The following is a 26,201-nucleotide window of genomic DNA, read 5'->3' as shown; positions in this document are numbered from 1 at the left end:
ATAAGGAAATGACAAAACCTTAAAAGGAAGCCTTATGAAAAAAATAAATGAATCTTATAAACTGATTGTCTTTGCGGCGCTCGCTCTGGCTCTGGTTCTCTATATCGGGAACATCTGGTCTGGCCTGCAGAGTCTGACTTCGGTTTTTTCGCCTATTATACTGGGTGGAGTCCTAGCCTTTATCTTTAATGTCCCGATGAAGAAACTAGAAGACTTCTTGGACAAATGCCGAGTCCCTCAGAAATTGCAACGCAGTCTGGCCTTGGTTTTAGAGGTGCTGATTTTAGCTCTCATTATGACAGGAATTGTTTCTATTGTCGTGCCGACTCTGACCACAGCGGTCAATCAGCTGAGCGCAACAATCGGCAAGGTAGCGCCTCAGGTAGCCAAGTGGCTGCAGCAGTCTGGCTTGCTTTCTTCTAGTCAGCTGAAAGATTTGACCAAGCAACTGCAAAACAGCGATATTGTCAACCGAGCCATCTCTCTTCTGGGCAGTCTGACGGGCAATATCTCTGCCATTTTTGGCAATTTCTTTTCTATCATCATGTCTATTTTTCTCATGTTTGCTTTTTTGAGCAGCAAGGAGCATTTGCAGACAATCACTAGCCGTCTCCTGCAGGTTATGCTTCCAGAGAAGGCTGTCAAACGCCTGTCCTACGTAGGTTCTGTCATTGTCGAGACCTATGATAAGTTTCTGATGGGTCAGATGATTGAGGCCGTCATTGTAGGGTTCTTAGTCTTTATCGCCTACTCGCTGACGGGTTTGCCTTATGCGGCCTTGACAGGAGTTCTGGCTGGAGTGCTCTCTTTCATTCCCTACATTGGGCCATTCTCAGCTTGTGCTCTGGGAGCTATCTTTATCTTCACCGACAGCCCTTGGAAAGCCCTTCTTTCAATCGCAGTCTTTCAGGGAGTGCAGCTGATTGAGGGCAATATCATCTATCCGCGTGTGGTCGGCCAGTCCGTCGGTCTCCCAACACTCTTTACCTTAGCCGCCGCCCTGATTGGGGGCAACCTCTTTGGCTTGGTCGGCATGATTTTCTTCACGCCTATATTCGCAGTTATCTACCGCTTGGTTAGAGAGTTTGTTGTGGAGAAGGAGGAGAAAAATGAAAGTGGAGAAGCTGCCTAATTACTTAGCCGATGAATTTGCAAAAATAGGAGCTTAATTATGAAATGGACTAAAACAAAAACAGTTATTACCTTGGGAGTAGTATTACTCTCATCTTTACTGGCTTGGACTCTCTATCTCTACTGCAATAAACAATATTACGGACAATTTCATAAGTATACGGGTAAAGCAAAGATTGATGATTATGAAATGATTGCGGATGGTGCGGGCGCTATTGTCCATTGGGTTTCAACAACCCCAGAAGAAGACAAAAAGATGGCTGAGTTCGGTAGTTATGCTTCTTACAAAATTGACCAAAACAGTTCTCGCTATATTCTGCGGCAGAATGTTAAACTGAAAGAGCTCCCCTTTCGTTTGATGGAAAGACCATCTGACGGTGCTTATTGGACTCTTAGTGTCTATCGTATCAATGACAAAAGACTTGAAGAAGAAAAGGAGATAGATCTCTACAAAGTTGTAGAGAATTACAATTCTAATTATTTACCAGCAGAGCTAGGAGGAATTTACACTTGGCAGGGTCAAGACTATTTAAAAATTCGGATACGAGATTTAAAGAATCCTCAGGAGACGAAGCCGCTTTTCCTCAATTTAAAGAATCGAAAAATGGAGGAAATTGAGATCTTAGCTCAAGATTACGTGAGAAAACCTTTTATAAAGCAAGCGACTGATTGGGACCAAAAAGCAAGTGGCATTTATACCACTACTCCTGGTGGAGAAGTTTGGGTAGATAAATCCGTTTTAGGCCAGACTCAATTTGATAGTAGTTCGAAGGCTTACAAGCTTCTAGAAAAAAAAGGGACAACAGTGTATTTATTACACTCGCAGAACAGTGCAGAAGGTTTTAGTAGGGAGGCAGCTGTCTACAGTCTACTTATGCCGGATACTGTGAATGTATATGAAGCTGTGACCATTCCTCCAGAGGTGTCTGTCGACAGTCAGGAGCATATCGTCAACTCTAAAGAAGAGTTTGACAGATACTATGATATTGAAAAAGCTAAGAAGGCTTACCACGAAACAGAATAAGCAAGACAAGCTATTACGAAACCAGCGAGAATAAAAAATCGCTGGTTTTTCTTTTTCCAAGGTCATAACTTCTACCTATAGCAAACAATAATTACAGTCAATGGTGCTTCTAAAATGGGGATTTTGGACTGGTTGACGAGAGGGGTTATAGTTTTAGGCTATATCAAACTCTGGGAAATTCCAATTATACAGAGGGGGGATTTTCTGATAAGATAAAATCAAGAAAAATTTTGGAGGACGTTTATGTCAACGACTATCATTGGTTTCCCACGTTTGGGCGAATTCCGCGAATTGAAATTTACAACTGAAAAATACTTTAGACATGAAATCTCAGCAGAAGAGCTTCTGGCTGCGGCCAAAGAGCTGCGCGCTAAACACTGGAATATTGTTAAGGAAAAAGGAATTTCAGAGCTTCCGTCAAATGATTTTTCTCATTATGACAATGTGCTGGATGCGGCCTTTCTCTTTAATGTGGTGCCGTCATCTGTACAAGGCTTGGAGTTGACTGACTTGGAGCGTTATTTTGCCTTGGCTCGTGGTTATCAGGGCGAAAAAGGGGATGTCCGTGCCCTTCCGATGAAGAAATGGTTTAACACTAACTACCACTATATCGTTCCTAAATTTGAAAAAGAAACCCAAGTCAAGCTGGCTGGGCATAAGATTTTTGATGAATTTGCAGAAGCGAAAGAGTTGGGCTTGGTAACCCGTCCAGTTGTGGTTGGTCCATTCACTCTCCTGCAAGTATCTGACTTTGAAGATGGTGTGGCACCGGCTGACTTTGTAGATGCCCTGGCTGCAGCTTATCAAGAAGTCTTTGCCAAATTAGCAGAGCTAGGTGCAGAGCGTATCCAGCTGGATGAGCCAAGTCTGGTCAAAGATCTGTCAGCAGAAGAAAAAGCTCTCTTCTTGGACCTTTATAAGAAGCTTTTAGCAGACAAAAAAGGTCTTGAAGTTTTGATTCAAACCTACTTTGGTGACGTTCGTGACGTCTATACAGACCTTGTAAACTTGCCAGTAGATGCGATTGGTCTGGACTTTGTAGAAGGCAAGAAAACTCTTGACCTTGTAAAAGGTGGCTTCCCAGCTGATAAGACACTTTATGCAGGGATTGTCAATGGTAAAAATATCTGGCGCAACAACTATGAAAAGAGCTTGGCAGTGCTTGAGCAAATTCCAGCTGAAAATCTTGTTTTGACAAGCTCATGTTCACTTCTCCATGTGCCATTTACGACTGCTAATGAAGAATTTGAACCAGCAATCTTGAACCACTTTGCCTTTGCGGTGGAAAAATTGGATGAAATCCGTGACTTGGATGCTATCCGCAATGGCGGTGGTGCAGAAGCACTTGCAGCTAACAAAGCTCTCTTTGCAGCAGAGCGTGTTGGGCAAAATGCAGAGCTGGCTGCTCGGATCGCTGGCTTGACAGATGCAGACTACACTCGCCTGCCGGTCTTTGCAGAGCGTGAGGAAATCCAGCACAAGACACTCAATCTGCCACCATTGCCAACTACGACAATTGGTTCATTCCCTCAAACTAAGGAAGTCCGTGCTAAACGCTTGGCCTTCCGTAAGGGTGAGTTGTCAGCAGAAGACTATGACAAGTTCTTGGCAGAGCAAATTGACGAATGGATCAAATGGCAAGAAGAAGTTGGATTTGATGTGCTTGTACACGGTGAGTTCGAGCGTAATGACATGGTTGAGTACTTCGGTCAAAACTTGTCAGGTTACCTCTTCTCTAAGAATGGTTGGGTACAATCATACGGTATGCGTGGGGTGAAACCACCAATCATCTGGGGTGATGTGACTCGTCTCAACCCAATCACTGTTAAATGGTCTAGCTATGCACAAAGCCGTACAGACAAACCTGTTAAGGGCATGCTGACTGGTCCTGTTACCATCCTCAACTGGTCATTCCCACGTGAAGACATCTCTATCAAGGATTCTACCCTTCAAATCGCCCTGGCAATCAAGGATGAGGTGCTTGATCTTGAAGCTGCAGGTGTTAAAATTATCCAAATCGACGAGGCTGCTCTTCGTGAGAAATTGCCACTCCGTCGCAGCGACTGGTACGAAGATTACCTTGACTGGGCAATTCCAGCCTTCCGCTTGGTACACTCTACAGTAGCTCCCGATACGCAAATCCACACTCACATGTGTTACTCAGAATTTACAGATATCATCCCTGCGATCGACAACATGGATGCGGACGTGATTTCCTTTGAAGCTAGCCGCTCTAACTTGGAAATCCTGGATGAGCTCAAGGCTAAGAACTTCCAGACAGAAGTGGGGCCTGGAGTTTACGACATCCACTCACCACGCGTGCCAAATGAAGGGGAAATCGACCATACGATTGAAGCTATCTTGGCTAAGGTGCCAAGCAGTAAGGTCTGGATCAACCCTGACTGTGGTCTTAAAACTCGTGGTATCCCAGAAACCAAGGCTAGCTTGGTGCGCTTAGTAGAAGCAGCCAAAGCAGCTAGACAACATTTGCAATAATCCTCCTCGAACCTCAAAAGTTGATCTTGATGGAGGAACATACCAAAATTGAAGCGGAGCTGACAATCCTGCAGGAGCTGTTCTTCTAGGATTGTCCTCGGCTATCACTACCATCATTGAAAGGAACTTTTTGTTATATGGTTCGTCGTCACACACCCAGTCTCTCATTTGAAGTATTTCCTCCCAATCCGGCAGTAGGCAATGATAAGATTTTTCAGGCGTTGAGAGAGATGCAAGATCTGGCTCCTCACTTTATCAGTGTGACAGCCAGCAATAATAAGTTTGACATTGAGGAGACAACGGTTCGTTTGACGGAGTTCATCGCCAACGACCTCAAGATTCCAACGATTGCTCACCTACCTGCGGTCTATCTGACCAAGGATATGGTGTCCAATATCTTGCAGTCTTTGGATCGGGTTGGTGTCCATCAGATTTTAGCTTTGCGAGGGGATATTTTTCCAGATGTAGCGCCTAAGGATGATTTCACCTATGCGACTGACTTGATAGAATACATCAAGACAGAAGCGCCGCACTTTAACATCGTCGGAGCCTGCTATCCAGAGGGCCATCCGGATTCTCCAAATCAAATTTCGGATATTCAAAATCTCAAGAAAAAGGTGGATGCTGGCTGTTCTAGTTTGGTGACCCAGCTTTTCTTTGACAATGAGCGCTTTTATGATTTTCAGGACAAGTGTATTTTAGCCGGTATTGAAGTGCCTATCCATGCTGGGATTATGCCGATTCTCAATCGTAATCAGGCTCTGCGCCTGCTCAAGACCTGCGAGAATATCAAGCTGCCAAGAAAATTCCGGGCTATTCTGGATAAGTACGAACATGACCCAGAGTCTCTGAGAGCAGCAGGTCTGGCTTATGCTGTGGACCAAATTGTTGACTTGGTGACCCAGGATGTGGCGGGCATACACCTTTACACTATGAATAATGCTGCAACAGCCTACCATATCTATAAGGCTACTCATGCTCTCTTTAATCATAATCCATCTGTACAATCTTTTTAAGATGAATGAAGAAACCACTAATCAGATTCAGTTGCTGTTTAGTGGTTTTTGTTTTATAATAAGGATAAAAATTTTATCCAAATCTAAGGAGGAGCTGATGGAGCATTCGCTGACCTTGGTTAAGTCTATGCAGTTTGGCCAAGAAGATTGTTTTTTTGCCTTCTGTGGTTATTCAAAAACGGAAGCCCATCATAGCTTTGGGCCGGCTGTTCGGGATGTTTATGTCATTCATATCGTACTGGAGGGACGGGGGACTTACTCCGTTGGCAATCAGCGCTATGATTTGCAGGAAGGGCAGGGCTTTGTGGTGCCACCGGGTCAGTCGGTCTTTTATCAGGCTGATGGAGAAGAGCCATGGTCTTATGTCTGGATGGGACTGGGTGGGCACCTCTTGCCTCGTTATCTACAGGCTCTGGGACTACAGTCTGGCCAATGGTCTTTTGAGTTGCCTTCTTTGCAGGAATTTAAGGCCTTGGTCTTTGAAAGTCTGGCCTATGAGGGCAGCGGAATAACAGCTGAACTAGCTCTGCAAAGGCAAGTTTATCGCTTTCTAGAGCTCTTGTCCCAACGTCTTAAGCAGACATCTTTAATCACGGAAAGTCGTCGAGTCAATCCTTATGTCCAGCAGGTCTTGGAACTGCTGAGCAGTCATCTGCCAGAAAGTCTATCTGTACAGGAGTTAGCTCAGAAATTGGCTCTGCATCCTTCCTACCTATCTCGGCTTTTCAAGGATGAAGTAGGCAAGGGGATTAAGGAGTACAGTAATGATTTGCGGCTCAATATGGCAGCTGATTTGCTGACGAGCAGCCAGCTTTCGGTGGAAGAGATTGCCAGTAAGACAGGCTTTGCTGGAACACAGAGCTTTTCAAAAGCCTTCAAAAAGGCGCGTGGCCAGTCGCCCTTGAATTTTCGCAAGGCTAGCTCTCATCTGGGACAGGAGCTGTAAAAAGTCACATTTGGATAAATAATACTAGAAAGAAAGGCTTACCAAAAGGGGTGGCCTTTTTTATAATGAAAGGGGAAGCGTGATTGCAGAATGTGAAAGGAGAAGGTCATGAATAAGGCGAGTATTTTGTTTAAGGAAGAGTGCAGGCAATTTCATCTGACTAACGACGAGGTTTCTTATATCTTTCGGGTTTCGGAGGATGGTAAACTCTTGCAGCTATACTACGGAGCGGCGGTTCCGGAGCGGGATTATTCTTATCTGGTGGAGCTGCAGCATCGGCCCATGACAACCTATCGGAAAGAAGGGGATTTACGCTATTCTTTGGAGCATGTACGGCAGGAATTTCCAGAATACGGCACGACAGACTTTCGCCATCCCGCTATCTGTCTGCGGCAGGAAAATGGCTCGCGTATTACTGACTTTGTCTATGTCAGTCATCAGATGGTAGATGGTAAGCCAGCTTTAGAGGGGCTGCCCGCTACTTATACAGAGATTCAAACGGAGGCTAAGACTCTTATCTTGACCCTGCGAGATGAGTTGACAGAAGTGGAAGTTCAGCTGTTTTATACGATTTTTGCTGATTGGCCGGTTATCGCTCGCTCCAGCAAAGTGATTAATCAAGGTAGGGAAACTTGCTATTTGGAATCCCTAGCTAGTCTGTCGCTGGATCTGCCAGATGCTGATTATGACTGGCTGCAGCTATCGGGAGCATGGGCCCGGGAACGCCATATCAAGGAGCGACCGCTTCAGCAGGGGATTCAGTCTATTGAGTCAACCCGCGGCATTTCCAGTCCCCACCACAATCCTTTTGTGGCTCTTAAGCGATCGGAAACGACGGAATTTTCAGGTCCAGTGCTAGGAGCGGCCTTGGTGTATTCAGGCAATTTTCTCATTCAGGCTGAGGTGGATACCTATGATGTGACACGGATGCAGCTAGGCATCAATCCTTTTGGCTTTGAGTGGAAGCTGGCTGCGGGCCAGTCCTTTACCAGTCCAGAAGCTCTGCTGGTATATTCTGAGCAGGGCCTCAACGGTATGAGTCAAGCCTTTCATCAGCTATTTCGTCGACGACTAGCTAGGGGTTACTGGCGCGAGCGAGCGCGTCCTGTGCTCATCAATAACTGGGAAGCTACCTATTTTGACTTTAGTGAGGATCAGCTGCTGGAGCTTGCTGAAAAGGCTCAGGAAGTAGGGGTGGAGCTCTTTGTGTTAGATGATGGCTGGTTTGGCCAGCGGACTAACGATCGTGCTGGGCTGGGTGATTGGTTTGTCAATCCAGAAAGGCTGCCGCAGGGGCTGGGCTCGCTAGCAGAGCAAATTCACGGTTTAGGCATGAAGTTCGGTCTTTGGTTTGAGCCGGAAATGGTCAATAAGGACAGCCAACTCTACCGAACTCATCCTGACTGGCTGCTGGCAGTGCCAGATAGACAGCCCCACCATGGTCGGAACCAGTTTGTTTTGGACTATTCTCGGCCGGAAGTAGTGGATGAGATTTTTGAGCGTCTGTCAGCGATTATCGAGGAAGCGCAGCTGGATTATATCAAATGGGATATGAATCGCCCTCTGACGGATGTCTTCTCAGCTGCCTGGCCAGCTGATCAGCAAGGAGAGATTTTTCACCGCTATGTCTTGGGTGTTTATGACTTGTATGAGCGTTTAATCAGTCGGTATCCAAGCTTGTTATTTGAGTCGTGCTCTTCAGGTGGAGGCCGATTTGATCCAGGTATGCTCTACTATGCTCCTCAAGCTTGGACCAGTGATGATTCGGATGCGATTGAGCGCTTGAAAATCCAGTATGGAACCAGTCTTCTCTACCCTCTTTCGTCCATGGGAGCCCATGTCTCCATCGTGCCCAATCATCAGACCAATCGTCTGACTCCGTTGAAGACGCGGGGCAATGTCGCCTTTTTCGGTTCCTTTGGCTATGAGCTGGATCTTAATCAGCTAAGTCCAGAAGAATTGGCTGAAGTCAGGGAACAGATAGCTTTTTACAAGCGCCATCGAGAGCTAATTCATAATGGAACTTTTTATCGACTGCAGTCGCCCTTTAAGGGAGATGGGCAGACAGCTTGGATGGTTGTCAGTCAGGATCAGAACACGGCACTTTTAGGCACTTTCAAGGTCCTCAATCAAGTCAATCGTTCTCATCAGCGCTTGCAACTGAAAGGACTGGCTGTGGATAAGGTCTATCGGCTAGAGGGGCGTGCCTATACGGGGGCTGAGCTTATGCGAGTTGGGCTGGTTACCACGGACGCTTCCAGCGGTCAGCTTTTAGAGGATTCTGGGCAAAAGCCGAGCTATGACTTTGATTCCAAACTTTGGCTGTTTGAAGCAGGGGATGAGTAGATAAGCTGGGAAATAAAAAAGCAGAAGGAACAAGCTGATTAAAAGCTGTCCTTCTTGTTTTTTCTCTAAATAAAGAAAGGATAGTACCAATATCTCTGATAATTCTATAGGAAAAGGCTTTCGAAAAGATATATAATAGGATGGAGCCTTTATAAAATAGAGCTGGGTCAGAATGAGAGAATTTGTAAAAAATGAAGAAAGCATTTGCCAGATTGGATTATTAGAATAAAGTAATCGGTAAATGCAAGGAGGAGAGGGCTTTATGACAAGAAAAATCATCTTTCTGGATGTGGACGGGACCATCATCGACTATGATAATCATATACCGGAGTCTGCTGTTGTCGCCATTCGCAAGGCACGGGAAAAGGGACATTTGGTTTATGTCTGCACAGGTCGCAGCAAGGCTGAGATGCCGCCGGAAATTTGGGATATTGGCTTTGATGGGATGATTGGTGGCAACGGTTCTTATGTGGAGCATGAGGGGGAGGTTATTCTGCACCAACTGATTCCGCGAGATGTCGCTAAAAGGCTAGTCGACTGGCTTCAAGAGCGGGGGCTAGAGTTTTACCTAGAGAGTAATAACGGTCTATTTGCAAGCAAAGGCTTCCGCGAAGCAGCGCGACCAGTGCTTCGGACCTACGTCCTTGGAAAAGGTGTTAATCCAGAAAAAGTAGTAAATATGGAGGCAGAAGAAGCTCTTCACGGCCTGGTTTATGGCGGGGAGCTCTATCGGGACGACCTGAACAAAGTCAGCTTTATTCTCAGGAGCTACCAAGACCATCTGGACTCTGAGGCAGCTTTTCCTGAGCTCAAGGCAGGAACTTGGGGTGGCAAAGGTGAGCATGATCTCTTTGGTGACCTAGGTGTTAAAGACATCACCAAGGCACATGCCATTGAGGTTCTCCTGAAGAATCTTCACGCTGACAAGGCGGATACTCTGGCTTTCGGTGATGCCAAGGTTGATATTCCTATGCTGGACTATTGTCAGGTCGGGGTCGCTATGGGAAATGGCGGAGCGGAAATCAAGGCTATGGCCGATCTGGTGACAGACTCGGTCAGCCAAGACGGTCTCTACAAGGCCTTTGAAAAGTTAGAACTCATCTAAAGGAGATATGAATGATTGCAAAATCTCTTTATCTGATGCGGCATGGCCAGACGCTTTTCAACCTACGCCATAAGGTGCAGGGTTGGTGTGATGCTCCTCTTACTGATTTTGGCATCTATCAAGCCAAGGTGGCAGGGCAATATTTTAAGGATGCCGGAATTACTTTTGATGATGCTTATAGCTCTACTCAAGAGCGGGCCTGTGATACCTTGGAATTGGTAACGGACGGTAAGATTCCCTATAAGCGTGTCAAGGGACTCAAGGAGTGGAACTTTGGCACTTTTGAAGGGGAAAGCGAGGATCTTAATCCGCCCCTGCCCTATGGAGATTTCTTTGTGACCTATGGCGGTGAATCACAAGATCAGGTCAGGGAGCGCATGGCTGCGACCGTTCTCAAGCTCATGCAAGAGACAGATGGCCAGTCCGTGCTCATGGTCTCTCATGGCGCAGCTATGGCCAATTTTGCCAGAGCTTGGCAGAAAAACTGGCGTCTGGAAAGTCTAGGTCACATGACCAATTGCGGTATTTTGAAGTTTACTTTTGAACATGACCAATTTTACCTAGAAAAAGTGATTGGTCACGATTTTAGCAACTGGAAGGAAAAATAAATGAAAGATTTATACTTGATGCGGCACGGTCAGACTTTTTTCAATCAAGAAGGCTTGGTGCAGGGAGCTTGCGACTCTCCTTTGACTGAACTGGGGCAGGAACAGGCCCGGCAGGCAGGAGCTTATTTGAAAGAGCGGGGCATTCGTTTTGGACGTCTCTACTCTTCTACTCAGGAGCGGGCTTCTGATACGCTGGAACTTGTCTCTGGCCGGACCGACTATACTCGCCTTAAGGGCATTAAAGAATGGAGCTTTGGTCTTTTTGAAGCTCAGCCCGAACGCCTGCAACCGAAATTTCGGCCAGGAGCTACCTCTTTTGAAGACCTCTTCGTCCCCTATGGCGGAGAAGGTGTGGACCAAGTCGGTGAGCGCGTGCTAGTCACTCTGACTGAGGTCATGGAGCAGGCGGATGCAGAGCCAGTCTTGGCCGTCAGCCACGGCGGTGCCATGTGGGCCTTCTATCTCAAGATTGCGGCTCAAGACCTCGACCCCAAGGTACGCTTTGGCAACTGCGCCATTTGTCATTACCATTATGAGCAGGGACACTTTAAGCTAGCAGAAGTCATTGACCCGCTGACGGGTGATGTTTATGAGTGTGAATGAAAAAGCAAATTTTTTTAACGGCTCATAGTAATGAAGAAACAGAAATATTATCACTACAATAAAAACCTCAGATTTTTCTGAGGTTTTTTGGTTTATACTTGACTGTAGGTTTCAGGGCGACTTAGTTCTGCGTCTTCTTTTTTGCTGGGTATTGGCTGTGCTTGGCATTCTTTATTCCATTCACTTCGAGTAAAGACCATGGAGAGTAGTGCCAGAGCTGCAAAGGCCGTTCCTACGTACCAATAAGGCATATCCAGCGTCGTGGAGCGGCCAGATAGGTTGACGATGCCACGGAAGAGCATACCGGCTGTCATAATGGCTACAGCTGAGTTCCAGAGGTTGAGGCTGAGCCGAGAGAGGTTAGGGATGACCTTCATGAAGAGCAGGAGTAGGATTCCGCCCGCTAGAGGAATGGCAAATAGATAGTGCATGTGGCTAGATGTTTCGCCGAAGCTGAATGATTCATAGATTCTGCTGAATGAAAAGAAGAAAATAGTTAATAGTGCGTAGATGAGGGCTGTTTTTCTAAAACGTTTTTTGCTGGGATTAGTAACCGATGTAGACAATATCACTCACCGACCTTTCTGAGATAGTGTTTCCGTTGGTTGTAGGTTTGTTAATGACCTGACCGTTAAAGTAAAGTGTAGAGGAGCCGCCGCCATCAAGGTTATAAGCGGTCTTGACACCGTAAGACTTCATGATTTCTGCCATCTGGTAGAGGGAAAGCCCCTCGCTTTCTGTGGTGCGTCCGTCTGAAACAATGATGATATAGTGGTTTTCATCAATGATACCGATAGCTGTCCGAGGATTGGAAGACATGGACTGGCCGACTTCGGAGTTGGTATCAACGACAATTTCACCATTTTCTACAAGAGATGGGCCGAAGGCCAAGAGATTAACCACGCCGTCTTTAACCAGTTGATCGGCAGAGACTTGATTTTCATAGATAATCTTGAAGGAGCCGTCTTTGTAAATAGCCAAATCACCATTGCTGGAGTCTTCTCGGACGGTATCGCGGTAGACGGCGCCATTGCGGATGACATAGCCAGTTGTGTTGGCTCCATAGTAGTCGCCATTGACCGCTAGGATGGCATTGTTGTTAGCAGCCGTTTCTGAGGTCTTGGCGGTGACATTGTTTCCGTAGGTGTTTTGGGCAAAGGCCGTTTTCAGGTATTCTGATGAGCTGACGGTCACATCAGCGATGTAGACCTGGGTGTTGCTGACGGTCTTTTCAGTCAACGTGACCGAGATGTTGTCGTCTGAATAACTGGTATCCGTCACAGTCGCTGTTTCCGCAGCCTTGCTGGCAGCCTCGGCATTGGACGACGAACTCGTACTTGAAACCGTGGAAATGGTCTCTGCGATGACAAAGGTTTTCAGCATGGAGTAGCTGAAAGAAGCTGTCAGAAGCAGCCCGAAAATGGAGGCATAGGCATAGCGTTTCTTTAAAAATTTCATGATACGGTGTGTGTCCTTTCCTTAAAAATAAATCTCTTTTGGACCATCCAGGAGACGGTGAAGAGTAAAATGCCGACGATGATTTTGACAATCAGAAGATTAAGACCAAAGACAGCGTAGAAGAGGCGAATCAGCAGTGTATCTAGGATAAAGAGCACCACAGCTAGGCTGAAATAGCCAGTTCCTGTCTTGAGTATACTGTCGTCGTTCTTAAAGACCAGCCTTTTATTGGTCGAATAGTTAAATATTGAGCTGGTCACGCGGGCAATTCCGTTAGCTAAAAGAATTCTCAGGCTGGTCGGCACAGCGGCTAAAAACAAGAGAGCCAGAGCATAGACGATGTAGTCAACGACGAAACTGCTGAGAGAAGTCAGAGCGAATTTAAAAATATTTTTATAAATCATGAGCCCATCCCGAATCGGCCGGAAGTGGGAGCCTTGATTGTCATTGATATAGACCGTCTCAATGGGCACTTCCAAAATGGGATATTCCTTGCTGGATTCTAAGAGCATGTTCATTTCATACTCATAGCGCTGGCCCTCTACCTTTAGCATAAATGGGATCATGTTGGTCGTAAAGGCTCGCAAGCCTGTCTGAGTATCGGAGACACCCACGCCAGTCTGAAGCCTGAAGAAAGCCCGAGTCAGACTATTGCCGAAGCGGCTGCGCAGAGGCACCTTGCCAGCAAATGCGCGTGCTCCCAGAATCAGCCGATTGGGATTTTCAGAAGCTTTGGCCGCTACGCGGAAAATATCCCAGACCTTGTGCTGGCCATCCGCATCTGCTGTTACCACCGTTCCGTATATCTTCAGTGCTTGGATAAAGGTAAAAGCAGTTTTCAGCGCTTGCCCCTTGCCTTGATTGACCTGATGACGAAGCACAGTCGCGTACTGCTCCGCCTGCTCAAAGACTATCTGGCATTTAGATGAGCTGCCGTCATCGATAACAATGATATGAAAATCACTCTTATGGTGAATTTTTTTTATCAGCTTAATAAGATTATAATCAGGCTCATAGGCCGGAATCACTAGATAATCCATATCCATACCTCTTTCTTAGATGATTTGTAGAAAGTATACAGACTGCGGCTTAAAAATTCCTAATATAAGTTAGTTTTAAGAAAATGTTAACATTTCTTTAAGGAAAGAGCAGGGGTAGAATGTGGTAGAAATGCGATGGGAAGAGGGGTTGAGGTGAAGTTGTGGGATGAATTATAGAGTATGAAAGGTGATTTATGTATATACTTATAAAAACTAGAAAATTCAAATGTTGGCAATCTATTACTATGATTCAAATATAAATATTGGGAAAATATTTTCCTGCAACAAAAAAACGGCCATAACGGTCGTTTTTTGAAATTATTCTACTTCCAATTCTTCTTGGTCGATTTTATGGGCTGTTCGGTAGGCTTGGTAAAAGATAAAGACAGCCAGAGCAGTCATGGCAGGTACGATGATTGGGATGTCCGTTTCGATAGCAGTCAGCGGTGAATTCCAGAAGAAGTGGAGAACGAAGGCTGCTAGGAAGTAGAAGAGCCCCACTCGGAAATAATTTTTCTGAGTTTTGGCATAGCGTAGCATGAGAGCCAGACCGAGAGTGGTTAGGGCGGTGTAGAGCCAGTGAGAGGCAATGCCGCCAGTGATACGTCCTAGAATCCCAGAGATGGTGAAGGAGAAGCCTTCGGGCAGGTCAGAGAGGATATAAGAGAAATCTTCGCTAATCTGAAAGCCCATGCCAGCCGTAATGCCCAGCAGCAAAAAGGATTTGAGCTTTTTGACGGGCACTAGATAGACAGCAAAGGCAACTGCCAACAGCTTGAGGGGTTCTTCAACCAGCGGAGCTGCGATAGCATTTTCTAGGTCACTGAGCAGAGTATTTGGGAAGCTGGTGCTAACCCACTCGTGGATATAGGTATTAGCCAAGCCAGAGGTCCAGCCAGAAATGAAAAGGCCACCTAGCAGAGCTACCCCAAGGCTAAGTGCAGGCGTCTGCCATTTTTTTCCCAGTTGACGAATCAAAAGCAGGGCAGGGACGATATAGAGCAGAGCCAAGAGGGCTGACAGTCCGACAATCCCATAGGAAGTACCTGACATACTGCCAGTAGTATAGGCTTGTGTCTCGTATTCTAAGCCAATCGCGCTCAGAAGGAGAAAAATGAAAAGAACAATATTTTTCTTCATAAGTAACTTTCTAAAATTTTATTTTCATCCTAGTATAACAAAAAAATCCTAAATAAAACCAATTTAAAAACTGGAAATTAAGGGCTGGTATAATACTTTACTTGCCAAACTGTCTCTTTTTGTTTATATTAGTTCTATAAGGTTTCTTGGAGGCGTTTGCATGACGAAAGATCTGTTGAGGTTGAAATTGCTGGGAAGTCCGAGTGTCTTTCTCAATCAGGAGGAAGTCTTTTTTCCTTTTGCCAAAATCAATGCTCTGCTTTACTATCTCCACATCAATGGTGCAGTCAATCGGGAGGAGATTGCAGGAATCCTCTGGGAAAACAAGGATAATCAGACTGCCAAAAAGAATCTGCGCAATACCATTTATCAAGCTAACAAGCTACTAGGAGGGGAGTGGATTGTCGCTCCTAACCGGACTGTGCTGTCGCTTAATACCGAGTGTGCGATTGAAAGTGATGTAGAACTTTTTACGAACCATCCTGCAGAGCATCTGTCTCTCTATCAGGGTGATTTTCTGCAGGGCTTCTATCTCAAGGACAGCGAGGCCTTTGATTATTGGGTGTCTAAGATGCGGACCCGATATGAGCAACTTTATATCCAAGCCTGCTACCAACAGCTGGAAACAGAAAAAGACCGGCTGGATTTGGAAGGGGCTGAGCGGAATTTGCGCCGCTTGATCAGCATTGATGAGTTTGATGAGAAAAACTACCATCTGCTCATGAAGCTCTATCAGGATAATGATCGGCCTGGCAAAGTGATAGAGACTTACTACAAATTGGTCAATATTTTGGATAAGGAACTGGGTATTAGCCCTACGGAACCTATCCAGCAACTATATCATGAGGTGCTTGCCAAGGACCGTAGCGAGCGCAAGACCAAGCAGTTTCTGCGCAATACGGACCACTTTTTCGGGCGGGTCGATGAAATCAAGCGCTTGGAATCTTATTTCTCTAAAGTGATAGAGACTCAGGAGGCGCGTGCTCTGGTTCTAGTCGGTGGTACTGGTATTGGAAAGCGGACAGTGACTCGTCAAGTACTGGCCAACCAGACCAAGTATTTCCAGATTGTCATGGCTGAGTGCTTCAAGGAAGAGATGAAGGCAGAGCTCCAGCCTTGGCGTGGCTTGCTGGACGGTCTGGGCGACTTGGTTATTCAGCACCAGATTCTCTCTATCAGCCAGTGGCAGGTCATTTTGGAGAGTTATTTTCCCATTTTGACAGGCGGCGCTTCTAGTCTTCAGTTGGATGCGGACAAGCTGGCTCAGTTTGTGGTGGATATTCTGCAGAAGATTTCTAAGAAAAAAGCTTTGATAATCTTGATTGAGGACTGTCACTGGATGGATAAGGCCAGTGTTGCTGTCCTAGAGCAGGTTATGAATCATTTGACCGGCTATCCTGTGGCCTTTGTGCTGACCAAGCATCTGAGCACCCCTTCTTATTTGGAACATTTTTTCAATCACCTGCTGATACGCAATAAGCTGGGCTTTATTGAGCTGCAGCCGCTGAATTTTAAGGATAGTGCAGCTTACTTGCAAGCCCAGACAGGTCAGATAGCCATATCTGAAGAAGGCCTTGAGGATATTTATCGGGTCAGTCAAGGCATCCCTTTCTTCCTGTCGGAATATGCTGAGCAGCTCCTGCGAGGGGAGAAGTTTCATCCGCTGACTCCGTCCATCAAGGCCAAGCTGTCTCTGAAGCTGGATTACCTGAGCAGTCAAGAAGAGGAGTTGGTGGACTATCTGGCTTGTTTTAGGGCTCCTGCGTCGGTTTCGCTCTTAGCTAGGTTATTAGGTCTGCCGATGGAAGAAGTGGTCGAAATCACTGAGGAGTTTGGACAGAAGCAGCTCTTGATGGAAGAGGAGCAGGGCGAGGAATTGGTAGTGCGGTTCAGTCAGGAGCTTTTGAGAATCTACGCCTATGAGCGCTTGTCACTTGCCAAGAAGCGAATGCTGCATCACCAGATTGCCCAAGGCATGGAAGACCAGCTGGGAGACTCTCTCTATCATGCTCAGCTGCTCAATGAAATCGCCTATCACTACAAGATGTCCAAGCAGCCGATTAAGTCTCTGGAGTACGAGCTGCATTATCTTGAGGCTACGCTGCAGTTTCATCACGAGCTCTTTCCAATTTATTCACGGGAGTTTGGTTTTATCGAAAAGACGGATGATATCAATCAGTCCGCAGTTTTAGACCAGTTTGACCGTATACGTCGGGAGATAGAGGGCTTAGAGAGAAAACATCAGAATCACAAGGATTTTCAGCTATTGGTTCTCCGCTTTCTCTATCTAGAAGGACGCTATGCCATTCGGACGGGGAATTACCAGCAGGGGATGGACAATATCCAGCAGGTGATTATTTCGGCCAAGGAGCTGCAGCAGATGGATTTTCTCCTAGAAGGCTATCGGCAGATGATTTACTACTGCATCCAGACGGAGAATATCCCGGAGATGCGTTACTATACGGAGCTGGCTCTGGATGCTTCGGTTCAGGCCAACAATCACGAGGCCATTGCTATCAATCTCCGGCTCAAGGGGCTCTATCATCTCATGATTGGGGATGAGGAGCAGTCGCTTCACCATCTCTACCAGTCTATTGATTGTTTCAGCTTGACGGCTTCGCTGCGTTCCAAGTACTCGATTCAGATTGCGGCGGCTCTAGACTATCTGGCAGAGATTGAGCAGATTCGCGGAAATTTCACGACTGCGCTGACCCATCAGAAGGAGGCCATTAAGCTGACGGAAAATAAAACAGCAGAGCCTTCGATTTTTGCTTTCTACATCGGCTTGGGTATGACCTATTATCAGCTGAAAGATTATGAGCAGGCGGAGCGAATTTTCCTCAAAGCTAAAACAGCTTTGAAATCTCTCAGCTTCCCTTGGAAAGAGACCCAGTTGGAAGTGTATTTGGCCTTGATTGGCTGTGAGAAGAGAGATTATCTGCCTGTGCTTGATCTTCTGAGGAAAAAGGATAGCCTCATTAGTCGCTATGGCAATCCGCGGGACAAGGGGCTGATCTACTATCTGATGGCTGTGGTTAAGTATCGCCTGCTGACTGGCAGCTTGCAGGAAGCAGACTTTGAAGACTTGCTAGATCAGGACTTTGAGACCTACTATGAAACAGCCAAAAGCCAGCTCAATCCCTACCGAGACCGGCACCAGCTAAAGGAATTGGAAAACTTGCGTCAGGGCTTGAACAAAAAATAAGAGAGGATGAAAGCTATCTTCATCCTCTTTTTAATATTTAAAATAGCCAAAAATCTATCAATCATGTGCTTGTGCCCAGACTTGGGTCAGGTAAAAGACAAAGCTGGCTGCCAGATTAGCCGTATGGTTGTCTATATCGTGAGGTGGAGAGACTTCGACGATATCAAAGCCGATCAGTTTGCCTGAGGCAGCAATGTGCTGGAAGACCAGAACCGCTAGATTGGGATCCACACCGAGCGACTGAATGGCACTGACACCAGGAGCGGCACCAGCTGCAAAGCAGTCAATATCAATGGTCAAATAGACCTGCTCCTTGTCGGCCAAAAAGGTATCGACCACCTTACAGACTTCCTTGTAACCCATTTGGTAAATATCCATACCAGTCAGAAATTGGATAGCCTTGGATTTTGCCACAAAGTCAAAGAGAAAGAGATTGTTATTATGCTCCTGAATCCCTAGGATAAGGTAGTTAAAGGCCTGCTTCTGAGCTAGAGTGTCATCGAACATCTGGCGAAAACCGGTACCGGAGTTAGGACCAGTCTGGTCATAGGGCCGCAAATCAAAGTGGGCATCCATATTGATAACGGCCAAGTCTTGGTCAGGTCCTAGTGACGACTTGAGGCCCAGATAGTGGCCGTAGGCTGTTTCGTGGCCGCCACCTAGGACAATGGGCCGGAGATTGAGCTCTCGCAGGCGTTTGACTGCCCGAGCCAAGCTTTGCTGCAGCTGCTCCAGAGAGCGGTTAGGCCCGTCAATATCGCCAACATCAAAGACGCGGACGTTTCTACCAAGATGCCAAGGAAGCTTGGCTAGCTGAGTTCGGATAGCTTGTGGTCCTTCGACAGCCCCCACTCGGCCGTGGTTGATATAAACCCCTTTGTCACTCTTGAAGCCAATCAAAGCAAAGTTGACGCCATCAAAGGGCCTTAAGTTAGGGTCATTTAAGTCCAAAAACTCAATAACCATGCCCCACTTGGCAGCATATAAATCATCATCCAGTCTCTTATGATAGTAGCTGTTATCTAGCTGATAGTAATCTTCTAACATGATTTTATCCTTTTCCATAACGATACTTGCGACTTTATTATAAGAGTTTCCACCAAGCCTGTCAATGACTTTTGGCGGGAAAAGAAGCCCAGCTGAACGAGAGCGGGCTTCTTAGGTTAGCTTTTTTACAGAGTCATCAGCTTTAGAACTGAATGCTCAAGTCTACAGCCTTTTCAACGGCTGCTAGGAATTCTTCGTTTTCAATCAGCTCAGAAGCTTTGTTGAGCTCTTCATAGATTTCGATGTCCTTGTCAAACTCGATAAAGCGGACATGCTGACGGAAGAGGTCGTAGGCTGGCTTGGTTCCTTTACCAAGTTCATGGTTTTCTGGTTTCAGATCCAGAGCTTGGCAGGCTGCCATGATTTCTGTTGCCACGATGCGGCGAGAATTCTTGAGAATTTCAGCTGCCTTACGTGCTGCAGTAGTTCCCATGCTGACAAAGTCTTCTTGGTTTTCACAAGATGGGATAGAGTCTACGCTGGCTGGATGAGACAAGACCTTGTTCTCAGAAGCAAGCGAAGCACAAGCGTACTGGGTAATCATAAAGCCAGAGTTGAGTCCTGGGTGTTTGACCAAGAAGGATGGGAGCTTGCTCAGTTGGCTGTTGACCAGACGTTCCACGCGACGCTCGGATACATTACCGATTTCAGAAATAGCGATGCCTAGGAAGTCGAATGGCTGAGCCATTGGTTCACCGTGGAAGTTACCGCCTGAGATAACATGGCCTTCCTTAGTAATGATAGGGTTGTCTGTAACAGAGTTGATTTCAATCTCAACCTTAGTCTTGACATAAGCGATAGAGTCCTTGCTGGCACCATGAATCTGAGGAATACAACGCAGGGTGTAAGGGTCTTGGACCCGTTGTTGAGTGGCTACGGTTGTGTTGCCACTGCCTTCCAGAAGGTTGCGGATATTGCGGGCTGTAGCTAGCTGACCGCTCTGAGGTCGAATGGTGTGTAAGTCTTCTTCAAATGGACTGGTAATACCATTATGGACTTCCATGGAAAGAGCGCCAGCGACATCTGACAGTTTAAGCAGCTGGATGGCATCGTAGGTAGCCAAGGCTCCGATACCTGTCAGGACAGTCGTACCGTTAATCAGCGCCAACCCTTCCTTAGCTGCTAGAGCAATTTTCTCGATACCGGCCTTGTCCAAAGCTTCTTGTCCAGAGAGCAATTCACCTTGATAGTAAGCGCGGCCCAGTCCTAGCATAGGCAGAACCATGTGAGCTAGCGGTGCCAAGTCACCAGAAGCTCCCAGAGAGCCTTTTTCTGGAATATAAGGCACAACGCCTTTATTGAGCAATTCCAAGAGCTTTTCGACAGTGGACAAACGAATACCAGAATAGCCCTTGACCAAGGAATTAATCCGAATTAACATGATAGCACGGACTGCATCTTCTGGCAGGGGATCGCCATAGCCTGAGGAGTGCGTACGGATTAGGTTTTCTTGCAGCTGGGTCGTATCTTCTGGTGAGATGCTGACATTGCAGAGAGAGCCAAATCCAGTTGTAACACCGTAGACTACCCGTTTTTCGCGGACGATATCATCTACGATTTTGCGGGAAGCTTCTACAGCTTTCTTTGCTTCTTGGACAATTTCGCAGGTGGCTCCATGACGAGCCACTGCGATAACATCTTCAAGTGTTAGACTGTTTCCGTCTAAGTGAATCAATTTTGACATGTAAAATCCTCCATGATGGGATATAATGCTTAGAGTTAGTCAGGGTTAGTAGGAACCTTTTTTCGGCCGTGCATAAAGAAGTATACTAAGCTGGCAACAGCGGCTCCAATGACACCATAAACGACGTTCATCGGATTATCAGCTACAATCATAACCAGGCTGACAACAACAGCTAGGATAGGGATGACAGGGCCGAATGGTACGCGGAAGACAACCTTCTTTTCTGGATACATTTTTCTGAGTTTCAAGACCGCCAAGGCAGTTGGGATGTATTGGAAGAAACGGAAGACCACGCTGAGGGTAGCCAATTCTTCAAATTTTCCAGAGAAGAGCAGAGCGATTGAGAATGCTCCAGAGATTAAGATAGCAACTACAGGAGCGTTTTTAGCATTGGTTTCTGCAATTTTCTTAGGCAGCAAGCCTTCTTCTGCGATAGCTGCTCCAAAACGCGGTACCATGATGGATTCCCCGATATTAAGACCTGCGATAGAGATGAGGGCACCGATAGAAACAATCCAAGCGCCTGCAGGGCCGATCATTTCGACAAAAGCATCTTGTACAGAAGCATCTGTTTGCAAGATACGGCTACCCAGCATAGCGATGGTTCCAGCGATAATCAACATATATAGAACAGATACAATACTGATAGAGCCCAAGATAGCCCGAGGCACATTCTTTTCTGGGTTGCGCATTTCACCGGCAACGATAGACATAGTTTCAAATCCAATGAAGCCGTAGAAGATATAGACAGCTGTGTTGGCAATGGCAGTCATGACATTGGTTCCAGGTTCAAGCTGTAGGAAAGGAGTGAAATTTCCTTTATCTACTCCGCCTTTGATAAAGAAGATAGCACATGCTGCAAAGGCAATGATTGGGATTAACTTAGCTACAGTTGCAGTGAGTGTGAAAATTTTTGAGGTCTTCAAACCAGCAATGTTCATTAAGCTGAGCAAGATAATCAAAGCGATACTAAGCAAACGCTCGTAAGGAGTGAAAGCTGGGAAGGTAATGACAAAGAGTCGGGCAAAACCAGCAGCCATAGCTGACCAGGCAATACCAGTTACGACCCAGCCTAGGAAACCAACGTTAAATCCAATGAAGTCTCCAAAGGCCGCTTTGGAATATTGGAAAGCTCCGCCGTTTTTATTAAAATAACCAGCAGTTTCTGCCAAGCAGACGGCTAAGAGAATAACGAGAAGGGCGGTTCCAAGCATGACAGCTAGAGAGGCAGGACCAAGTCCTTTATAAATCTTTTGCGGTAGGAGGAAAATCCCTGAACCGATAACGGCATTGATACCGTAGAGAGTTGCACCGGAAAAGCTGAATTTCGCTTTTTCCTGTTCTTGTTCTTGTACAGTGAGTTTAGTTGCATCCATAATAATGTTTCTCCTTTAGAGATATGGGATCCTTTCCAAGTAAAGATAGACTGGTGACAAGGCATCATGGTATCTTTACTTAGTAGGGATGTGGGTCAAACCAGCCCAAATAGCAAGGGGTGTCCCCTTTGGCTGGTTACTCGAAAACATTATATGCAGCTCAGTTTCCTGAGTCTCTTTTTCCACTATCAGAAGCTGCTCTGCCTCTAGGTTAAGCGCTGGCAGGTTTGTTCCCGTCACAGTCAGATCCTCTAAAGCATAGATAAATTGAATTTCGTCATCTCGGCTAAGCTCTTGCCCATTCGAGATGGCAATCATCTGTCCCTGATAATGGTCGTTGTAGATTAAGTTAAAGTCGGTACAAGTCCCCCGACTTGTGATAGAATCACTCCCTTCAAATACATAGGGAGTAAAGGGAGCTAGAACCGTTTCCTCCTGCCGGCTGGCATTGTGGAGATGTAGTGTGTGGTCCAGGCTCATGAGAATGCGGTGAAAGCCGCTGAGGTCAGAAAACTGACTTTCAGCCAACTCCACAGTCGCTGTTGAGAGTCGATAGTCAAAGTCCCGCTTGCTATAGTGGCCAGTTGGCGGGGAAAGATAAAGCTGTTTTGTCTTTCCCCCCGACCAATCGGAAACTTGAAAATCGTTTGCTCTTAGAAGGGTTACATTTGTCATTTTTGGTATTTATTAGAACAAACCGCTGATATTGCCGTCTTTGTCAACATCAATCTTTTCGCTGGCTGGTACTTTAGGCAGTCCTGGCATGGTCATAATCGCACCAGTCAGAGCGACGATGAAGCCTGCACCGGCAGAAACTTTGAGCTGGCTGATAGTCACAACAAAGTCTTTAGGTGCGCCTAGCTTTTTAGCATCGTCTGAGAAGGAGTACTGCGTCTTAGCCATACAGATAGGATAGTTGGAGAAGCCCAGCTCTTCCAGTTGTTTGAGCTCGCGTTTAGCAGCAGGAGTCAGGCGAACGCCCTTGCCTCCATAGACCTTAGTAACAATTTTGTTCAGCTTGGTTTCAATAGAGTCCTCTTCATTATATACAAATTGGAAGTGATTGTCTCCTTCGGCCAGTTCAACGACTTTTTCAGCCAACTCTTTACCGCCGGCTCCGCCATTCGCCCAGACGTCAGAAATCACTACGTCAACTCCGCGTTTTTGGCAGGCGTCATAAACTGCTTGTAGTTCCGCTTCGGTATCCAACGGGAATTTATTGATGGCAACGACTGCTGGCAATCCATAAACATCTTGAATGTTTTCCAGATGTTTTTCTAAGTTCGGCAGTCCGTCTACAACAGCTTGGACATTTTCTTCGGCCAAATCACTCTTAGCTACACCGCCGTGCATCTTGAGAGCGCGGATGGTAGCAACTAGAACTACAGCAGATGGGCGCAGGCCAGATGTACGGCATTTGATATCGATGAATTTTTCAGCACCAAGGTCAGCACCGAAACCAGCTTCTGTGACTGCATAGTCGCCATATTTGAGAGCTAGCTTGGTAGCTAAGACGCTATTACAGCCATGAGCAATGTTGGCAAAAGGTCCACCGTGAATCAAGGCTGGTGTGTGTTCCAGAGTTTGAACCAAGTTTGGATGGATAGCGTCTTTGAGCACAGCAGCCATAGCGCCACCAGCTTTCAGATCCTTAGCAGTTATTGGCTTACCTTCAAAGCTGTAGCCAATGATGATTTTTTCCAAACGGTTCTTGAGGTCGGTAATATTTTCTGACAGACAGAGAATAGCCATAACCTCAGAAGCAACTGTGATGTCAAAACCATCTTCACGTGGAACACCGTTGACCTTGCCTTGTAAGCCATCCACGATGTGGCGTAGTTGCCGGTCATTCATATCCACTGCCCGCTTCCAAGTGATGCGACGAGAGTCAATGCCTAAGGCATTGCCGTGGTGGATGTGGTTGTCAATGAGGGCCGCCAGTAGGTTGTTGGCAACACCGATGGCATGAAAGTCACCAGTGAAGTGGAGGTTGATGTCCTCCATCGGCACCACCTGGGCGTGACCACCGCCAGCAGCTCCGCCCTTGATACCAAAGACAGGTCCGAGTGAAGGCTCCCGCAGAGCGATAACGGCTTTTTTACCGATAGCAGCCAGAGCATCGACCAATCCGACAGAAGTCGTGGTCTTACCTTCTCCTGCTGGTGTCGGAGAAATAGCTGTCACGAGAATCAGTTTGCCGTCTGGCTTGTCTTTTAGTGCTTCTAGTTGGCCGGCGCTGATTTTTGCCTTGTAATTTCCATAAAGAGACAAGGCATCTTCAGCAATTCCTAGCTTTTCTGCCACCTCTTTGATGGGCTTCATTTGAACCGAATTCGCAATTTCAATATCTGATAAAACCATATTGTTACCTCTTGAGAAAAGGAAGTCCATTCATGGGAAAGAGCAGACTTCTCTTCCGTTTATCTATTAGACAACTTTCAAAATTTCTTGATAAATTTCATCGGCTAGAGCGCAGCCTTTTTGTAGGAGCTCTTCACCCTTGCTGCGGTAGTCTGCGACGAATGCTTCATCCTTGACACCTGACAGGTTGATGAGGACATTGAGCCAAGCTCCTTGCAGACCCGCCTTAAGGTTGAGAGCTGCGACTCCCAGGTCGCTGGCAGCATTGGTATTGGACTTGCCAACAGCTTTTTGAGTTGTTTGCAGGGCAGCAAAGATATCTTCCATCATACCATAAGGTGACTTGGTCGCTTCCTTGAGAGCTTTCTGCATCGCTTCACGACGGGCAGCCTTGTCTTCCTCTGTTTCCTTAGGCATATCAAAGACAGCAGAGACTAGATTGAAGGCTTCAGTGTCCTTGTCAATAGCTGTGAGCAGGCTTTCTTGCAGTCGAGCACTTTCTGCATGCACTTGAGCAATTTCTGCTTCAAATTCTGCGTATTTTTTCTTGCCAAGGGTTAATTCACAAACCATCTTAGTCAGGGAAATACCGTTCGCTGCGGAAAGAGCAGCGGCAGAGCCGCCTCCTGGTGCAGGAGCATCTGAGCCTAGGACTTGGGCGAATTCTGTCAAACTTAAATCTACTAATTTCATAGGTTTCTGTCCTCCTAGCCCAGCAAATGGTTTTCCAGAACTTGCTTGCCGTAGTCAAAGTCTTCGATTTGCAGATAGTATTCAGCTGCATCAATCAAAGCCTTGGCTGGAGCCAAACCGATGACTTCTGAGCCTAGGATTCCAACTCCATAGCGCTTGGCTTCAAAGCGAACAGTTTCAAAGACACGATAGAGTGGGAATTTTTCCAGATTGACCATGTTGATGGAAACCTGAGCAATGTTGCGGTCTTCCAGCATAACGCCGATAGCTTTACAGTACTTGTAGCCACCGCTTGAACCACGGATGATTTTGGCAATATTGTTGGCAATTTCCAGATTGTCTGTATCCAAGTTGATGTTGTAGGCAATGAGTGGCATTCTAGCTCCGACAGCAGTGACACCAGCAGTTGGGTGAATCTTTCTTTCACCGTAGTCAGGTGCCCAGTCAGCTTCCAAGAGTTTTTCAGGCATGCCTTCAAACTGTCCCTTACGAACCTTAGCCAAGTTCTTACGCTCAGGACGAGTCGCTGCATCTTCATAGAGGAAGATAGGGATACCGAGCTCACGGTTGATCCGCTCAGATACAGTCTTCGCAATTTCTACGCATTCCTCACTTGTGATGTCTTTGATCGGTACAAAAGGCAGGACATCAGTTGCGCCCATACGAGGGTGTTCACCCTGGTGCTTGGTCAAGTCAATATTTTCAGAAGCGTATTTAACCAAACGAAAGGCAACTTCCTGAATATTTTGATCATCGCCGACCAAGGTAAAGACGCTGCGGTTGTGGCTGGCATCAGAAGAGTGGTCCAGAAGTGTTACGCCTGGCACGCTCTTAGCTGTTTCCACTAGACCGTCGATGACCGCTTGGTTGCGGCCTTCAGAAAAGTTAGGAATACATTCAACAATTTTTGCCATAAGATATT

Annotated in this window: 21 protein-coding genes; 10 read left to right on the top strand and 11 right to left on the bottom strand. The window is 46.4% G+C overall.

Annotation, left to right across the window (positions count from 1 at the left end):
- Positions 1 to 34: 34 nt before the first annotated feature.
- The 9 genes from ELZ47_RS09705 (at position 35) to ELZ47_RS09665 (ending at position 11,275) form a co-directional block, all read left to right on the top strand.
- Complete coding sequence (locus ELZ47_RS09705; protein WP_126435905.1) at positions 35 to 1,132, top strand: AI-2E family transporter; 1,098 nt, start codon at positions 35 to 37, stop codon at positions 1,130 to 1,132.
- 39 nt (positions 1,133 to 1,171) lie between these two features.
- Positions 1,172 to 2,155 carry a hypothetical protein gene (locus ELZ47_RS09700; RefSeq protein WP_126435904.1) on the top strand — a complete coding sequence of 328 codons (984 nt, stop codon included), beginning with the start codon at positions 1,172 to 1,174 and terminating at the stop codon, positions 2,153 to 2,155.
- Positions 2,156 to 2,398: 243 nt separating this feature from the next.
- Positions 2,399 to 4,651, top strand: a complete 2,253-nt coding sequence (metE, locus tag ELZ47_RS09695) for a 5-methyltetrahydropteroyltriglutamate--homocysteine S-methyltransferase (RefSeq protein ID WP_125332009.1) — start codon at positions 2,399 to 2,401, stop codon at positions 4,649 to 4,651.
- A gap of 137 nt (positions 4,652 to 4,788) precedes the next feature.
- A complete protein-coding gene (metF, locus tag ELZ47_RS09690) occupies positions 4,789 to 5,667 on the top strand; it encodes a methylenetetrahydrofolate reductase [NAD(P)H] (protein ID WP_072073413.1) in 879 nt (292 codons plus the stop codon).
- A gap of 1 nt (position 5,668) precedes the next feature.
- On the top strand, positions 5,669 to 6,613 hold the full coding sequence (locus tag ELZ47_RS09685) for an AraC family transcriptional regulator (RefSeq protein ID WP_164549607.1): 945 nt from the start codon (positions 5,669 to 5,671) through the stop codon (positions 6,611 to 6,613).
- A gap of 108 nt (positions 6,614 to 6,721) precedes the next feature.
- Entirely contained in the window at positions 6,722 to 8,959 is a 2,238-nt protein-coding gene (locus ELZ47_RS09680) for an alpha-galactosidase (RefSeq protein WP_125332013.1), read from the top strand.
- A gap of 241 nt (positions 8,960 to 9,200) precedes the next feature.
- Entirely contained in the window at positions 9,201 to 10,064 is an 864-nt protein-coding gene (locus ELZ47_RS09675; RefSeq protein WP_232011357.1) for an HAD family hydrolase, read from the top strand.
- 11 nt (positions 10,065 to 10,075) lie between these two features.
- Positions 10,076 to 10,672, top strand: coding sequence for a histidine phosphatase family protein (locus ELZ47_RS09670; RefSeq protein ID WP_125332017.1), 597 nt, complete (start codon positions 10,076 to 10,078; stop codon positions 10,670 to 10,672).
- Positions 10,673 to 11,275, top strand: a complete 603-nt coding sequence (locus ELZ47_RS09665) for a histidine phosphatase family protein (protein ID WP_125332019.1) — start codon at positions 10,673 to 10,675, stop codon at positions 11,273 to 11,275.
- A gap of 92 nt (positions 11,276 to 11,367) precedes the next feature.
- Here ELZ47_RS09665 and ELZ47_RS09660 read toward each other — a convergent pair whose 3' ends face one another.
- From ELZ47_RS09660 to ELZ47_RS09645, 4 genes are all read right to left on the bottom strand, one after another.
- Positions 11,368 to 11,841, bottom strand: coding sequence for a hypothetical protein (locus ELZ47_RS09660; RefSeq protein WP_164549606.1), 474 nt, complete (start codon positions 11,839 to 11,841; stop codon positions 11,368 to 11,370).
- Complete coding sequence (locus ELZ47_RS09655; protein WP_125332022.1) at positions 11,822 to 12,733, bottom strand: phosphodiester glycosidase family protein; 912 nt, start codon at positions 12,731 to 12,733, stop codon at positions 11,822 to 11,824. The genes ELZ47_RS09660 and ELZ47_RS09655 overlap by 20 nt, the downstream gene beginning before the upstream one ends.
- Complete coding sequence (locus ELZ47_RS09650) at positions 12,730 to 13,779, bottom strand: bifunctional glycosyltransferase family 2/GtrA family protein (RefSeq protein WP_126435902.1); 1,050 nt, start codon at positions 13,777 to 13,779, stop codon at positions 12,730 to 12,732. Before ELZ47_RS09650 ends, ELZ47_RS09655 begins: the two co-directional genes overlap by 4 nt.
- Before the next feature lie 312 nt (positions 13,780 to 14,091).
- Complete coding sequence (locus ELZ47_RS09645; protein WP_125332026.1) at positions 14,092 to 14,913, bottom strand: PrsW family intramembrane metalloprotease; 822 nt, start codon at positions 14,911 to 14,913, stop codon at positions 14,092 to 14,094.
- A gap of 160 nt (positions 14,914 to 15,073) precedes the next feature.
- On the opposite strand from ELZ47_RS09645, the gene ELZ47_RS09640 reads away from it, so the two are divergent.
- Positions 15,074 to 18,118 (top strand): AAA family ATPase, encoded by a 3,045-nt coding sequence (locus tag ELZ47_RS09640; RefSeq protein ID WP_126435901.1) that lies wholly within the window; start codon positions 15,074 to 15,076, stop codon positions 18,116 to 18,118.
- A 57-nt stretch (positions 18,119 to 18,175) separates the two neighbouring features.
- Here the strand turns inward: ELZ47_RS09640 and hutG are convergent, their stop codons facing one another.
- The 7 genes from hutG to ftcD all read right to left on the bottom strand — a co-directional run bounded on the left by hutG (position 18,176) and on the right by ftcD (position 26,193).
- Entirely contained in the window at positions 18,176 to 19,165 is a 990-nt protein-coding gene (hutG, locus tag ELZ47_RS09635; protein ID WP_126435900.1) for a formimidoylglutamase, read from the bottom strand.
- A gap of 142 nt (positions 19,166 to 19,307) precedes the next feature.
- A complete protein-coding gene (gene hutH / locus ELZ47_RS09630; protein ID WP_126435899.1) occupies positions 19,308 to 20,849 on the bottom strand; it encodes a histidine ammonia-lyase in 1,542 nt (513 codons plus the stop codon).
- A 35-nt stretch (positions 20,850 to 20,884) separates the two neighbouring features.
- Positions 20,885 to 22,225, bottom strand: coding sequence for an APC family permease (locus ELZ47_RS09625; protein WP_125332033.1), 1,341 nt, complete (start codon positions 22,223 to 22,225; stop codon positions 20,885 to 20,887).
- A gap of 75 nt (positions 22,226 to 22,300) precedes the next feature.
- The gene (locus tag ELZ47_RS09620; RefSeq protein ID WP_125332035.1) at positions 22,301 to 22,900 is read right to left on the bottom strand and encodes a HutD family protein; all 600 of its coding nucleotides are present in this window, start codon (positions 22,898 to 22,900) and stop codon (positions 22,301 to 22,303) included.
- Positions 22,901 to 22,912: 12 nt separating this feature from the next.
- On the bottom strand, positions 22,913 to 24,586 hold the full coding sequence (locus tag ELZ47_RS09615; protein WP_048777176.1) for a formate--tetrahydrofolate ligase: 1,674 nt from the start codon (positions 24,584 to 24,586) through the stop codon (positions 22,913 to 22,915).
- Between the two features lie 66 nt (positions 24,587 to 24,652).
- Entirely contained in the window at positions 24,653 to 25,279 is a 627-nt protein-coding gene (locus ELZ47_RS09610) for a cyclodeaminase/cyclohydrolase family protein (RefSeq protein WP_125332037.1), read from the bottom strand.
- A 14-nt stretch (positions 25,280 to 25,293) separates the two neighbouring features.
- The gene (ftcD, locus tag ELZ47_RS09605; RefSeq protein WP_101771756.1) at positions 25,294 to 26,193 is read right to left on the bottom strand and encodes a glutamate formimidoyltransferase; all 900 of its coding nucleotides are present in this window, start codon (positions 26,191 to 26,193) and stop codon (positions 25,294 to 25,296) included.
- Positions 26,194 to 26,201 lie beyond the last annotated feature (8 nt).

This window comes from Streptococcus sanguinis, from assembly GCF_900635155.1.
GTDB classification, from domain to species: domain Bacteria; phylum Bacillota; class Bacilli; order Lactobacillales; family Streptococcaceae; genus Streptococcus; species Streptococcus sanguinis_G.
The sequence above is the reverse complement of the archived record's forward strand: the minus strand, read 5'-3'. Positions and strand labels throughout refer to the sequence as shown.